Annotated in this window: 12 protein-coding genes; 2 read left to right on the top strand and 10 right to left on the bottom strand. The window is 65.4% G+C overall.

Features of this window, described 5'->3' with window-relative positions:
* Positions 1-104: 104 nt before the first annotated feature.
* On the bottom strand, positions 105-1,145 hold the full coding sequence (locus NNX34_RS08220; protein WP_255766028.1) for an NAD(P)-dependent alcohol dehydrogenase: 1,041 nt from the start codon (positions 1,143-1,145) through the stop codon (positions 105-107).
* A 66-nt stretch (positions 1,146-1,211) separates the two neighbouring features.
* Positions 1,212-2,423, bottom strand: a complete 1,212-nt coding sequence (locus tag NNX34_RS08215; protein ID WP_255766027.1) for an MFS transporter — start codon at positions 2,421-2,423, stop codon at positions 1,212-1,214.
* Positions 2,424-2,554: 131 nt separating this feature from the next.
* On the opposite strand from NNX34_RS08215, the gene NNX34_RS08210 reads away from it, so the two are divergent.
* Complete coding sequence (locus tag NNX34_RS08210) at positions 2,555-3,049, top strand: hypothetical protein (protein ID WP_255766026.1); 495 nt, start codon at positions 2,555-2,557, stop codon at positions 3,047-3,049.
* Between the two features lie 205 nt (positions 3,050-3,254).
* Positions 3,255-4,310, top strand: coding sequence for a type I phosphomannose isomerase catalytic subunit (locus NNX34_RS08205; RefSeq protein ID WP_255766025.1), 1,056 nt, complete (start codon positions 3,255-3,257; stop codon positions 4,308-4,310).
* Positions 4,311-4,316: 6 nt separating this feature from the next.
* Here the strand turns inward: NNX34_RS08205 and hisF are convergent, their stop codons facing one another.
* From hisF to NNX34_RS08165, 8 genes are all read right to left on the bottom strand, one after another.
* The gene (hisF, locus tag NNX34_RS08200) at positions 4,317-5,087 is read right to left on the bottom strand and encodes an imidazole glycerol phosphate synthase subunit HisF (RefSeq protein ID WP_255766024.1); all 771 of its coding nucleotides are present in this window, start codon (positions 5,085-5,087) and stop codon (positions 4,317-4,319) included.
* 15 nt (positions 5,088-5,102) lie between these two features.
* Complete coding sequence (gene hisG, locus NNX34_RS08195) at positions 5,103-5,945, bottom strand: ATP phosphoribosyltransferase (RefSeq protein ID WP_227922084.1); 843 nt, start codon at positions 5,943-5,945, stop codon at positions 5,103-5,105.
* 73 nt (positions 5,946-6,018) lie between these two features.
* Positions 6,019-6,282 carry a phosphoribosyl-ATP diphosphatase gene (locus NNX34_RS08190; protein WP_152218540.1) on the bottom strand — a complete coding sequence of 88 codons (264 nt, stop codon included), beginning with the start codon at positions 6,280-6,282 and terminating at the stop codon, positions 6,019-6,021.
* An 82-nt stretch (positions 6,283-6,364) separates the two neighbouring features.
* Positions 6,365-7,567, bottom strand: coding sequence for an ROK family transcriptional regulator (locus NNX34_RS08185; protein ID WP_255766023.1), 1,203 nt, complete (start codon positions 7,565-7,567; stop codon positions 6,365-6,367).
* Between the two features lie 79 nt (positions 7,568-7,646).
* The gene (locus NNX34_RS08180) at positions 7,647-10,679 is read right to left on the bottom strand and encodes a glycoside hydrolase family 38 C-terminal domain-containing protein (protein WP_255766022.1); all 3,033 of its coding nucleotides are present in this window, start codon (positions 10,677-10,679) and stop codon (positions 7,647-7,649) included.
* 51 nt (positions 10,680-10,730) lie between these two features.
* Positions 10,731-11,573 carry a carbohydrate ABC transporter permease gene (locus NNX34_RS08175; protein WP_255766021.1) on the bottom strand — a complete coding sequence of 281 codons (843 nt, stop codon included), beginning with the start codon at positions 11,571-11,573 and terminating at the stop codon, positions 10,731-10,733.
* Entirely contained in the window at positions 11,570-12,274 is a 705-nt protein-coding gene (locus NNX34_RS08170; RefSeq protein WP_370647244.1) for a carbohydrate ABC transporter permease, read from the bottom strand. Before NNX34_RS08170 ends, NNX34_RS08175 begins: the two co-directional genes overlap by 4 nt.
* Before the next feature lie 248 nt (positions 12,275-12,522).
* A complete protein-coding gene (locus NNX34_RS08165; protein ID WP_255766020.1) occupies positions 12,523-13,890 on the bottom strand; it encodes an extracellular solute-binding protein in 1,368 nt (455 codons plus the stop codon).
* Between the last annotated feature and the right edge of the window lie 7 nt (positions 13,891-13,897).

The following is a 13,897-nucleotide window of genomic DNA, read 5'->3' as shown; positions in this document are numbered from 1 at the left end:
TGGGATGGGAAGGCCCCTTAGTACAGGGACCAAGCGCGCCCGGCCAACAGGAAAGGCACCCCACCAAACGGCGGAGCGCCTTTGCTGACAGAAACAGCTACGAACTAGATAGTCGCCGCATCAATGACGAACCGGTAGCGGACGTCGGACTTCAGCACACGCTCGTACGCGGTGTTGATGTCCTCGGCCTTGATCAGCTCGATCTCCGGAGCAATGTTGTGCTCGGCGCAGAAGTCCAGCATTTCCTGGGTTTCGCTGATGCCGCCGATGTTGGAGGCCGCGTAGGAGCGGCGCTTGCTCATCAGGGTGAAGACCGAGATGGGCAGTGCCTCGGGCGGAGCACCCACGCTGACCATGGTTCCGTCCAGGCGCAGCAGGGACAGGTACTGCTGCAGGTCGATCGGGGCGCTGACCGTGTTGATGATCAGGTCGAACGTGTTCGCGAGCTTCTCGAACGTGCTCTCATCGCTGGTGGCGTAGTAGTGCTCGGCACCGAAACGCAGGCCGTCTTCCTGCTTGCTCAGCGTCTGGGACAGCACGGTGACTTCGGCGCCCATCGCGACGGCGATCTTGACGGCCATGTGGCCGAGTCCGCCCATGCCGACGACGGCGACCCGCTTGCCCGGCCCTGCGTTCCAGTGAGCGAGGGGCGAGTAGGTGGTGATGCCTGCGCAGAGCAGCGGAGCGGCTGCTTCATACGGGATGCTTTCCGGAACGCGGAGCACGAAGCCGTCATTCACGACGACGGAGGTGGCGTAGCCGCCCTGGGTGATGGTGCCGTCGCGGTCCTTGCTGGCGTAGGTGCCGACGTTGCCGTTCAGGCAGTAGTTCTCCATGCCGGCCCGGCAGTTTTCGCATTCGCCGCAGGAGTTGACCATGCAGCCCACGCCCACGCGGTCGCCGACCTTGTGCGCGGTGACGTCGGAGCCGACCTCGGCCACGGTTCCCACGATTTCGTGCCCGACGACCTGCGGGTACGCGATGGGTCCCCATTCGCCGCGGACGGTGTGTATGTCCGAGTGGCAGACACCGGCATAGGCGATGTCGATGAGGACGTCATGCGGGCCGACCTCGCGGCGTTCGATCGTGGTGGGGACCAGCGGATCGGTGGCGGAGGTGGCTGCGTAGGCGCGTGCGGTTGTCATATTTCTCCAAGCTGTGGGGGAACAGTGCCATAGGGCACTTAAAGCACAAGTCCGATCCGGCGTCGTTTATTTCCGCGGCGTTCCGACGGCGGCGGATCCGGCCCGCTTCGAGCCCAGCCGCCGGTACGCCAGACCGATGCCGCCGCAGACCAGGTAAGCCGCGCCAATGGACAGCCACCCGGCGAGGAAGCCGCCGGAGTATTGGAGCAGCAGGCCCATGGCCAGCGGCCCCAGCGCGAAACCGGAGTACATGCCCAGCGAGACGGCCCCGGACGCCGCGCCCACCCGTTCCCGGGGAACCTCGCGCAGCACGCCGGCCATCACCACCACGTTCACGCCCAGTACGGAGGCGCCGTGGAAGACGACGCCGGACCACAGCAGCAGCGGCACTCCGGTCTGTCCGGCGGCAAGGAGCAGGGCTGCGCCGCAGACCGCCCCGGCAGCGAGGATCAGCAGCAGGGTGGAGGCTCGGACGCCGTCGGCCATCCGCCGACCCCAGAGCACCCGTGAGGTCACGCCTACGACGCCGGCCACCGCCGCGGTGACGCCGCCCATCAGCAGCGAGAAGCCGATCTCCCGCTGCGCGAACAGGGGCAGGTAGACGTTGGTGGCCTGCATGCCCGCACCGGAAAACAGCGCAAACGCGGCCAGCAGCCAGACCGACGCCGGGAACTTCCGGTCCGCGGGCTGCCCGGGATCCCGCGGTGCCGGGAGCCGCGGTTCGGACGGCAGCCGGAACCACGCGTAGGCCAGCAGGAGGAGCAGGACCGCGACGGCGCCGACGGCGGCTCCACGCCACCCGGCGATCAGGGCGGCTGCCGGGAAGAAGAGACTGGAGAACAGCTGGCTGGCCTGTACGCCGGACTGCTTGATCCCCATCCAGCCGGGCCGTTTGCCGGGTTCGACGGCGTGGATGATGATGCGGTTGGTGGTGGGGTTTGAGATGGCCTGGGCGGGGCCGGAGAGCAGGACGGCGGCCAGCAGCCACAGGTAGTTGCCGGACAACGCGGCGAAGCCCAGGGCCAGTGCGGTGCCGCCGAAGATGATCAGCAGTTGGGAGCGGGCACTGATCCGGTCGCTCAACCGGCCCAGCCACATGGAGGACACCGCAGCCCCGGCGAAACAGGTCGCGGCCAGAAGTCCGAACTGTGCATCGCTGATCCGCAGGTCCGCCATGATCAGCGTGCTGGTGGCGGAGAGCCCGTAGTTCATCATCGGGCCGGCGCCCATGGCGCAGACCAGCACAAACAGCAGGCCCGGCCCGGCGGTGGAGCGCACGCTTATCCCTTCGTGGAGTAACAGGACCCATTGTGGCCTGTGAACACGAAGGTTACCGAGTGCGACAGCCGGGGCGTCCGGATATCATTGGTGGGCACCCGCCCCACTTCACTGCTAGGAACCCGAACCCGTTGAACAAGAAATCACTCAAGGATGACGGCTTCACCGGTTTCCGCCCCATCGACGGTCTGGACATCAACCGGATCCCGCAGCGTCAGGGCATTTTCGCCGTACTTCGGCCCGAGGGGTTCGAACCGCGGTTCCTCAAGGAAAGCACGGCCGGGGTGTTCAAAAAGAAGAAGCCAACCCTGTCCCGGGATGAGCTCGCCGTCGAATGGGTGGCGGATGCCGACGTGCTGTTTCTCGGCAAGGCCAGCGCCGGCAGCCAGGGCAACCGCGGTCTGCGACGGCAGATCTCCGAATTCGTGGACTTCGGCAGGGGAAAGCCGCCGGGGCACTGGGACGGCCGGCTGATTTGGCAGCTGCTCGATGCAGAGGATCTTCTGGTGGCGTGGAAGGAACTGCCGCCCGACGCGCTCAACCCGGCCCTCGCGGAGTACCAGGCGGAGTTCCGTCGGGTTTACGGCAGGCTGCCCTTCGCCAACCTCGTCCAGGCGCGGGCGTAGGAGCGGTTAGCCCTGCCTGATAACGGCGATCAGGGTCAATTCGAGTCTGCGGCAGGAATGCCTACAATTAAAAGACTGGTTGTGTGCCGGTCGGACCCTCCGGTCCCCCGAATAGCTTCGTCTTTGTCCCATTCTGGTGATGTAAGTGACCCTCGCGCGTAGTGATTCTGCCCTGTCACGGTCCGTAGGAACCGCTCGCCGGCTTTTGCCGCTGGCCTCCCGCGGCCTGCTGATTGACTGGGATCCCTCGACCTACCGGCAAACGCTGGAGCGGTTCGCCGGGGATCGGCCGGTCGAGATCCCCCATCCGGAGGCCGGAACCGGCTCTCCGTTTCCCTTCCGCCTCTGCGTCTTGGACGCCGTTGTTCCGCCGCCGATCATGCTGCACCCGCACTGGGAGCAGGCACTGGCGGGTTTCGTTCGGGAACAGGCCCGGGGCGTGCCGTTGGGCGCCCGAAACCGTAACTATAAGGACCGCAACCCGAAGTGTGAGGTGGCCGTAGCCCTCACGCCCCTGCGCGTGCTTGCCGGGGAACGGCCAATGGAAGAACTACGGGCCATCGCTTCGGGGCTGGAACTGCCCTGGCTGGGTTCGTACCTCCGCTTCCGCCATGAGACCGTCATCCACTCCGTACTGCGCATGTCAGCGGCCGAAACCGCAGCTGCACTGCGGGAAACAGCCACCGCTGTGGACCGGGCCCGGAACGTTGAAGGACCGGCCGCCGAGGCGGCCACCGTCGTACGTCGGCTGCAGCAGCTTTTCCCCCACGACCGGGGCATCCTGCTGGCTGTCTGCATGAAGTTGATTGAGCTGGAACCCGGGCAGGCAGCCGTAATCCCGCCCGGGTGCCTGCATACCTATCTGTCCGGCCAAGCAGTGCTGGTTATGGGCACCTCCGATAATGCGCTGCAGGCCGGCCTGGCCAACGGGTACGTGGACCTGTGCGAACTGCAGCTCCTAACGGCGGACGGACAGCCGCAGCCTTCTCCCCTGCCCGTGCTCGACGTCGGCGACGGCGAGCAGCGCATTCCGCTCTGGAGCGACGACATGGACCTGCGCCGGGTGGTCGTGGGCGATGATCCAAAGCCCGTCCGTCTGGGGCCGTTCAGCGTGGTGCTGGCTGCGATGGAACCCGCTGCCATCACCATGGATGAGGTTACGGCGGACATGGAGCCCGAAGAGAAGATCCTGTACGCCGGCGAACCCGTCACGGCCACGTTCACGGGGCCGGCCCAGATCTTCGTGGCCACGACACGCTAGCTGCTGCTAGCGGACGTCGAACCCGGCGTCGCGGATGGCCTGTTTGACCTGATGAATCGCGTCGTCCGGGCCGAAGTGGAACACCGAGGCGGCCAGGACGGCGTCGGCCCCGGCAATCACGGCGGCCGGGAAGTGCTCGGGCTTGCCGGCCCCGCCGGAGGCGATCAGCGGCACGTCCACTGCGGCGCGGACGGCCTTGATCATCTCGATGTCGAAGCCCTCACGGGTGCCGTCGGCGTCGATGGAGTTCAGCAGGATCTCACCCACGCCGCGGTCGGCCGCCTCCTTCGCCCAGGCGACGGCGTCGATCCCGGTGCCGGTACGCCCGCCGTGGGTGGTGACCTCGAAGCCCGACGGCGTGGCGCCGTCGTGCGTGCGCCGGGCGTCCACGGAGAGCGTCAGCACCTGCGAGCCGAAGTGCCGGGTGATTTCATCAATCACGTCGGGCCGGGCGACGGCGGCGGTGTTGATGGAGGCCTTGTCCGCGCCGTAGCGCAGCAGCCGGTCCACGTCCGCGATGGTGCGCACTCCTCCACCGACGGTCAGCGGAATGAAGACCTCTTCGGCGGTGCGGGCGACGACGTCGAACGTGGTGTCGCGGTTGCCGGAGGATGCGGTGACGTCGAGGAAGGTCAGTTCGTCGGCCCCGGCACGGTCATAGCGGTGCGCGAGCTCCACCGGATCGCCGGCGTCGCGCAGGCCTTCGAAGTTAATCCCCTTGACCACCCGGCCGGCGTCGACGTCCAGGCAGGGGATAACGCGGATGGCAACACTCATAGCGGGTCCCCTTCCCTAGATCCGGCAGGCGTGGATGCTGCTGACCAGGATGGCGCGGGCGCCGATGTCGTAGAGCTCGTCCATGATGCGGTTGGTGTCCGACTTCTTGATCATGGAGCGCACGGCCACCCAGTCGCTGTTCTGCAGCGGGGAAACGGTGGGCGATTCCAGGCCCGGGGTCAGCGCGGCCGCCTCGTCCACGAGATCCTTGCGGACGTCGTAGTCCATCATCACGTACTGCCGGGCGACCAGGACGCCGCGCAGGCGGCGGATCAGCACGTCGACGCCTGCGGGGCTGGCACCCTTGCGGCCGATCAGCACGGCCTCGGACTTCAGGATCGGTTCGCCGAAGATCTCCATGCCAGCGGCACGGAGGGTGGTTCCGGTTTCAACGACGTCGGCAATCGCGTCGGCGACGCCGAGGCGCACGGAGGATTCCACGGCGCCGTCAAGCCGGACCACGGAGGCGTTGATGCCGCGTTCGGACAGGTAGGAGCGCAGCAGGCCGTCGTAGCTGGTGGCCAGGCGCTTGCCTTCGAGCTGGTCGATGGAGGAGAAGTCCCCCACCGGGCCGGCGAAGCGGAAGGTGGAGGCGCCGAAGCCGAGGTTCATCAGTTCCTCGGCGTCCACCTGCGCGTCCAGGAACAGGTCGCGGCCGGTGATGCCGACGTCGAGCGTTCCGGCGCCAACGTAGACGGCAATGTCCCGGGGGCGGAGGAAGAAGAATTCGACGTCGTTATCGGGGTCCACCATGACCAGTTCGCGGGTGTCGCGGCGCTGGCGGTAGCCCGCCTCGTTGAGCATGGCGGAGGCGGATTCGGACAGGGCACCCTTGTTGGGTACGGCTACACGGAGCATGGGAGCATCTTTCGCTGGAAGTTCGTCTGGGAAGGTTCGACCGGCGGGCCACACGCTGAAAGTCAGCGCGCGGCTAGAGATGCTTGTAGACGTCCTGCAGGGTCAGGCCTTTGGCCAGCATCAGGACCTGGAGGTGGTAGAGCAGCTGGGAGATTTCTTCGGCGCATTCGGCATCGGATTCGTATTCGGCGGCCATCCATACTTCGGCGGCCTCCTCAACAACCTTCTTACCGATGCCATGCACGCCCGACTCGAATTCGGCCACGGTGCGTGACCCGGCGGGGCGGTCCTGAACTTTCTGGCTCAGCTCGGCAAAGAGGTCTTCGAAGGTTTTCACAGTGACAAGGGTACGCTGTGACGCCGGGTGGGGCGGAATCGTGGGGCGTGGTGGTTCGTCATGTTGTACTTGGCGCAACCTGTCAGTGCTGGAGCAGCAGGCTCCGGGTGTCCGGTGAAAAAGCATTATCGAAGACCGCACAGGCAGCACCGATGGCTCCCACGTCCGTACCGAACGCGGTCCCCTCCACCCGGATGTCCGAGGCATGCGGAGCGACGGTCAGTTTCCGCAGGGCAGCCGGAACCAAGGCAAGATACGTCTCGGAGAGCATCGGCCAGTATGGACCGCCGAAGATCACGCGGTCGAAATCCAGGGCATTCGTCAACACCGACACGGCTTTGGCCACGCGCGTCGCCGAACGGTCGATGATCGCTCCGGCACCGGAATCGCCCCGGCGCGCTTTCGCACAGAGCTCCAGGAAAGCCTCCTCGACGGCCGAAGGGTCCGTTTTGTCGACCGGCCCGAGATGGACGCCTGCCCGCACGGCCTCCTCAACCAGGTTCTGCGGCATGCACGTCACGGCCACACAGCCCCGCAGACCGCAGAAGCACACCGGCCCGTCCGGGTCGACGACGATGTGCCCCACCTCCCCCGCGTTCTGGCTCGTCCCCCTCAGCACCGCGCCGCCGGAGACAAGCCCCATGCCGATGCCGGTGCCCAGGTACACGAAGATGAAGTTTTCCGGCGACTCACTGTGACTGCCCCAGATTTCTGCAACTGCCGTAGCGGCAACATCCTTTTCGAGCACGACGGGGAAGCCCGTGGCCGTGCTGAGCGCTTTCCGCAACGGAACCCGTTCCCATCCGAGCAGGTGCGGCGGATCGACCACAATGCCGTGGTCGGAATCTATTGGCCCGGGCGAGGCGACGCCCACGCCGAGCACGCGCCGTGCGTCCACTCCGGTTTCCGTGAGCAGGTCCGACACCGCCTCCACCATCACGCCGATCACGGCATCGGCGTCCATCGGCTGCGGCGTCCGCCGCGCCGAATGGGACACCACCCGCCCGCTCAGGTCGAGGATCACGGTAGTGATGACAGCCGGGTCAAGGTGCACACCGATAGCGAAACGTGCCGAGGGATTGAGCGTGAGCAGTGTCCTCGGCTTGCCGGGACCCAGCTGGATCTTTCCCGACTCGAGAATGAGCCCCTCGTCCAGCAGGCGGCGCGCAATATTGGACAGTGTCTGTGCGGAGAGCCCCGAAATATCCGCCAATTCCACCCGGCTGAGCCCATCGGGAGAGCGCCGGATCGCGTCGAGGACCACTGTTTGGTTGAACCCGCCCATCCGCGGAAGGTTGGTGCCCCGGCGGATCGCGGATCGCTGTGGAGCGCTCAGGGCACAACCTCCGTCTGGACGTTTGGCCTCACCGGCCGTGGACACCAAATCTTAGCGTGACCAGCTCAAACGGCCGGAGCACAAGCTCGGTGTTGTTTCCGTTGCCTTGCCGGAGAGCGGAACTTTCCCGGGGCCGCTCCAGCAGGTCGGTTTCCGTGACGCCGGTATGGCTGAAACCGGCCGTCAGGGTCCCCCGTGCCCTGGTCCCGTGGGCCTCATAGAGACGCACAATAACGTCGCCGGAACCGTCCTCGGCCAGCTTGACCGCTTCGACCACCAGGGCCGGGTTGTCCAGCCGCACGAGGGGATCCACCGTGGTGCGTTCCACCCCGCTGATGGTGCGCAGGGGAAGATTCAACCGGTACCCCTCAGCAACAGCCTCGGGGATGCCTGCGCCCAGAACCACTGAGGTTGCCATCCGGTGGGTGCCCTGGTCGGCCGCCGGGTCAGGGAACACCGGTGCCCGCAGCAGCGACTGGCGCACTGTTGTCGTGGTGGCCCGGCCGGAGTGTGCAGAGCGGGTGATGTCGTGCCCGTAGGTGGAATCGTTGGCTACCGCCACCCCGTAGTCGGGCTCCCCTACGTGGACCCAGCGGTGGGCAACTGTCTCAAAACGGGCCGCATCCCAGGAGGTATTCGCGTGCGTCGGCCGATGGATATGCCCGAACTGGATTTCCGACGTCGCCCGCTCGGCATGGACATCCAGCGGAAAGGAGAGTTTGAGGAGTTTTTTCTGTTCATGCCAATCCACTTCGGTGCTGATCTCCAGCCGCGGCGCCCGGCTGTCGAGGGAAAGATGCTGGACCACCCGCGAGGAATTGAACGTGCGCTCGATCCGCAGCGCCGTGCCCGCGGGACCGTCCACGATCTCCAAGGCGGATACGTCCACCAAATCGACGGTGTTCCGGCGGTAGTGCTCGTCGATGTCCCACGCATCCCACTGCGTGGGGGTGTCACGGTGCAGCTGCAGCAAGTTGGCGGCGGAACCGGACGGAACGAGTTCCCGGCCGGCAATCCTGTCGTACATCGAACGGATGAGCCCGGCATGGTCAACGAAGATCCGGACGGCATCGTTTTCAAGGACGAACCCGTCCCCGGACCGGGACACGTTCCGCCTCTCCGGAGCCGGTTCGGGCCCGGCACCGAAAGCAGCTATTCCCGCCACCGGATAAGGGGACGCATTGAGCACCGCGGCGACCGGACCCCGGCCCAGAAGCTCATGCGCCGCCGCCTCGATGATCGTTCCCAGCGTGGCAGCCACCTCGGCATAGTTACGCTCGGCCTCCTGATATACCCAGGCGATGGACGTACCCGGCAGAATGTCGTGGAACTGCTGCAGAAGCACGGTCTCCCAGGCTTTGCTCAACTCCTCCGCCGGGTAGGGCGCCCCGGCCCGGACAGCAGCGGTTGCCGCCCACAGTTCCGCCTCACGCAGCAGGTGCTCGGAGCGCCGGTTGCCGCGCTTGGTCCTGGCCTGGGAGGTGTAGGTGCCGCGGTGGAACTCCAAATACAGTTCACCGGACCAGACCGGAGGTTCGGCATACTCCGCCTCGGCAGCCTCGAAGAAGGCGCGCGGGCTGGACAGCTCAACGGTGGGAGACCCTTCGAGGGACCGGGTGCGGCGCGCAGCGGCGATCATTTCCCGGGTGGGCCCGCCGCCGCCGTCGCCGTGGCCGAAGGGAACCATCGACGTCGTCCCGTTGCCCTTTTCGGCGTACTGCCGCTCCGCCCGCGCCAGCTCCGCCCCGCCCAGATCCGAGTTGTAGGTATCGACCGGCGGGAAGTGGGTGAATATCCGCGACCCGTCGATTCCCTCCCACCGGAAGGTGTGGTGCGGCATCGTGTTGGTTTCGTTCCAGGAGATTTTCTGGGTGAGGAACCAGCGGGCGCCGGCTCCAGCCATGATCTGCGGCAGCGCAGCGGAGTAGCCGAAGGAGTCCGGCAGCCAGACCTCCTCGCAGTCAATCCCGAACTCCCGCAGGAAAAACCCCTTGCCTGCCACCAGCTGCCGCACGAGCGCCTCCCCGCCCGGAAGGTTGGTGTCCGATTCGACCCACATACCGCCCACTGGAACGAAGTTGCCGGCAGCGACCTTTTCCTTCACCCGCGCGAAAAGATCCGGATAGGACTGCTTAAGCCAGGCGTATTGCTGCGCCGAGGACGCGGCGAAAACGAAGTCCGGGTTCTCATCAATCAGGTCGCAGACGTTGGAGAAGGTGCGCGCCACCTTGCGGACAGTCTCCCGCGTCGGCCAGAGCCAGGCCGAATCGATATGCGCGTGCCCAACGGCGTGCAGATGGTGTGCGCTTGCCGCGGCGGGTTTAGCGAGCACCGGCTGGAGGATGCGGCGGCCGACGGCGGCAGTACCGGACACGTCATCCGGGTCCATGGCATCCACCATCCGGTCCAGGGCACGAAGGACTTCAGCGCGCCTCTGTGAAGACTCGGGCAACTCCCGCATGAGTCCCATCAATGCCTCTACGTCCTGCTCGAGTTCCCATACCGGCAGGTCGAGGAGCCCTGCCTCGATCTGCGCCAACCGGTACAGCCGGGCGTCCCCGGCAGTCGCCTTGTCCCCGTAGGGTGTGGGGATAAAGAGGAAATCCTGGGCAACATTCGGGTTGGCGGCTGCTTCGATGTAGAGGTCGATTACGCCGCCCGCGCCGACGTCGAGCCGGACGGCGCGGTTCAGTGGCTCCACCCCCTTGATGATGGTCCCCGAGGATGAATACACGGTCCCCTCGGCCTGGAACCCGGGCTGCTGGCCGGTGAACCCCAGGTCGACAACGAGCTCGGCCCGGGCGTCCTTTTCCTCCGCCCAGGCTGCGGGCACCTTACCTTCGGCATGGAACCACACAGTGCCCCAGGGTTTGCCCCAAACCATTCCGTGCCGGGCCGGCAGGAACTGCTGCCCGACGGCCGTGGCGAACGGTACGGGTTCATCGGGAACCTCCCAGAAGGCCAGGTCGAGCGGCTCGGTGCGGCGGTAAAGGGCCGGTACGAGCCGTTCGCCGCGGAACCGCCGGACGCGGGCTTCAACAAGGGTGGCGTCATAGTGCATGGAGTGCTGCCTTTCGAGGCTGGTAAGGAGGGAGGCCGGTGTGCGCGGGGATCAGCCCTTGAGCGCTCCGGCGGTGGCGAAGGACCCGCCGATGCCCTTGGTGACGATGACGTAGAGAACGATCACGGGCAGGGAATACAACAGTGAAAAGGCAGCCAGCTCACCGTAGGCAACGCTCCCGTACTGTCCGAAGAAGTTGAAGACGGTGACGGCTGCGGGTTGCTTGTGGCTGGACAGCAGCAGGATGAACGGGATGAAGAAGTTTCCCCACGCCTGGATGAACACGAAGATGAACACCACCGCCAGACCCGGCCGCATCAGGGGTACGACGACGGTGCGGAGCGCCTTCATGGAGCTGGCCCCGTCTATCCACGCGGCTTCCTCCAGGCTCACGGGCACCGAATCCATGAAGTTCTTGGTCATCCAGATGGCCATCGGAAGGGACGTTGCAGCCATGAAGAGCGCAACCGCGGGCACACTGTCGAGCTGCCCCAGCCGGACGAACATGCTGTACACCGGGACCATCATGGCCGTGATGGGCAGTCCCGTGCCGAACAGCACCCCGTACAGGAACGGTTTGTTGTAGCGGGCCTGGTAGCGGGAGAGCGGATATGCGGCGAGGACGGCAGCAAGGACGGTGATCACAGCGCATCCGGTCGAGAGCAGGAAGCTGTTCCACAGCGGCCACAGGGTTTGCCCCGGCGTCAGCACCGCGGAGAAATTGGCCAGCGAAAACCGCTCGGGCATCCCCAGCGACGCACTCGCCCCGGGATCGAGGGAGGCGAGAACCAGCCAGGCCAGCGGCAACAGGAAGCAGGCCGCGATAGCGAGCAGCACACCGGAGGCTGCCGCCTTGGACGCACGGCGTTGTGTGGTGGCGATCCCGGCGCTCATGCGTTCCCTCCCGGTTTGAGGATACGGATATAGAGGAAGGAGAAAACCGCCCCCAGAAGCAGCATCACCGTCGCTATGGCGGTGCCGTAGCCGATCTTTCCCAGGCCAAACGCTTCAGCGTAGGCGAACAGCGGGAGCGTGGTGCTGCGCTGATTCGGGCCGCCGCTGGTCATCACGAAAATCAAGGTGAACACGGAGAGCGTCTGCAGGGTGATCAGCATGAGGTTCGTCGAGATGCTGTTGCGGATCATCGGGATGGTCACAAAGGCCAGACGTTTCCAGCCGCCGGCGCCATCGATTACCGCTGCTTCGGTGATTTCAGGGGCGACGTCGTTCAGGGCGGCTTCGTAGATCATCATCGAGAAGGCCGTCCCACGCCAGATGTTCGCGAGCACCACGGCTGCCAGCGGATAGGCAAAAAGCCATTCAACCGGTTCAATCCCGGCCAGGCCCGTGAGCGCGTTCAGTGTCCCGTCGCTGCTGAAAAATGCGTAGCAGGCAAAGGCAGCTACAATTTCCGGCAGCACCCAGGCCGTGACCACGGTCGTCGCAACGATCGAGCGGACGATTTTCGGTGCGTTGGCAGTCATCAATGCCAACGCCAGGCCGAGGAAGTTCTGGCCGATGACCGCCGAGACCAGCAGGAAAACGACGGTCAGCCAGAGGGCGTTCGGGAAGTCCGGGTCCGTCAGCAGCGCCACGTAGTTGTCGATGCCTATGAAACGCGGTTCGGAAGCCGCTCTGCCCGAAAGCGCCGCGTTGGTGAATGAACCCCAGATGGACCACAGGACCGGACCGAGCATAAACAACAGGAGCAGGACGACTGCCGGTGCCAAGGGGACGGCACGCCGGATCGACCTTCCCCTGGAGGAACGCCGCCCGGCAGGAACGGGTGACCGCACTGGATGGCGCGGCCCCCGCTCCTGCACCGGTTGGGTGGGAGTGGTTGTCATCCCCGGCTGACATTCTCTTCGCCTACGAGGGAAGTGACGGCTTCGTCGTATGCCGCCGCTGCCTCGTCCACCGATTGTTCTCCGGTCATAACCGCTTCCATGGCCTGCTGGATGTTCCCGGAGATCTCGGCGTAGTCGGAGGTGGTGGGGCGGTAGTGCGTCACTTCCACCAAGTCGCTGAAGAATCCGCTGACCGGACTGGATTCGGTGAAGGCCGGATCTTCCGCGACATCGCTGCGCACCGGAACCTGGGACGCGTTCACGTTGTAGGACAGGCTGTTGTCCTTGTTTAACGCGGTGCTGACGAAGTCAAAGGCCAGGTCCGGGTCCTCGGTCCCGGCGCCGACCGCGAGGGTCCAGCCGCCGGACATGCTGGTGGCGCCCGGCTCACCGCCGTCCTGGGTGGGCATCGGCGTCACACCCATCACCTCGGACCATTCGGGCCAGGGGGTCGGACCGTCCTCGAGCCAGTTCCCGGCAATCCATGAACCGTCGATCGAGGCGCCCACTTTGTTTTCCGGGTACCACTCGCCGTTGAGCTGCTGGTAATAGGTGGAATCGAGGGCTGTCGCGACGTCGGGGCCAAGGCCACCGACGTAAATGTCGGAGATGAACTGCAGGGAATCCTTGAAGCCCTGCGAACCGACAATCCACTTGCCTTCGTCAGTGTCGTAAAGGGTGTCGTCCGTGCCATAGAGAAGCATCTCGAAGCCCTGCATCGACGCTGCTTCACCCATGCCGGTGCCGGAGTAGATATTGAACGGCACGGCGTCGGGATCCGCTGCCTTTACCGCTTTCGCCGCGGCCAGAATGTCTTCCCAGGTCTGCGGCTCCCAGGGTATCGGCAGGCCGGCCTCTTCAAAGACAACTTTGTTGTACCAAAGCGCGCGGGTGTCAGTCCCCATCGGCACCGCATAGGTCTTGCCGTCTGATCCGAGTCCGGCCTGTTTTGCGCTTTCGATGAAGCCGGTATCCCAGTCTTCCCACTCGGCAAGGTAGTCATCAAGTGGCAGCAGATAGCCTGCTTCCGCGTCCGGCCGGACCCTGAAGCTGTCTTCATAGAAGACGTCCGGAGCGGTGTCCGGGGACCGCTGCATGAGGGACAACTTGGTGGCGTAGTCGTTTTCTTCTGCTTCGATCGGCTCCAAGTTCACCGTGACACCCGGGTTAGCCGCCTCGAAGTCTTCCTTCGCTTGCTGCATCAGTGCATCAACCTGCGTATACGCACTGGTTTTCTGGTACGCGACGGTGATCGATCCCCCGTCTGCGTTTTCTCCTCCTCCGCTTCCCTCGGGTGCGCAGCCACTGGCTGCGAGGACCAGGAGGACGGTGGTGGGCAATGCCCAGGACATGGACCTTCGCATGGTGCTC

The organism is Arthrobacter sp. zg-Y1116 (assembly GCF_024385485.1).
Taxonomy (GTDB): Bacteria; Actinomycetota; Actinomycetes; order Actinomycetales; family Micrococcaceae; genus Arthrobacter_B.
The sequence above is the reverse complement of the archived record's forward strand: the minus strand, read 5'-3'. Positions and strand labels throughout refer to the sequence as shown.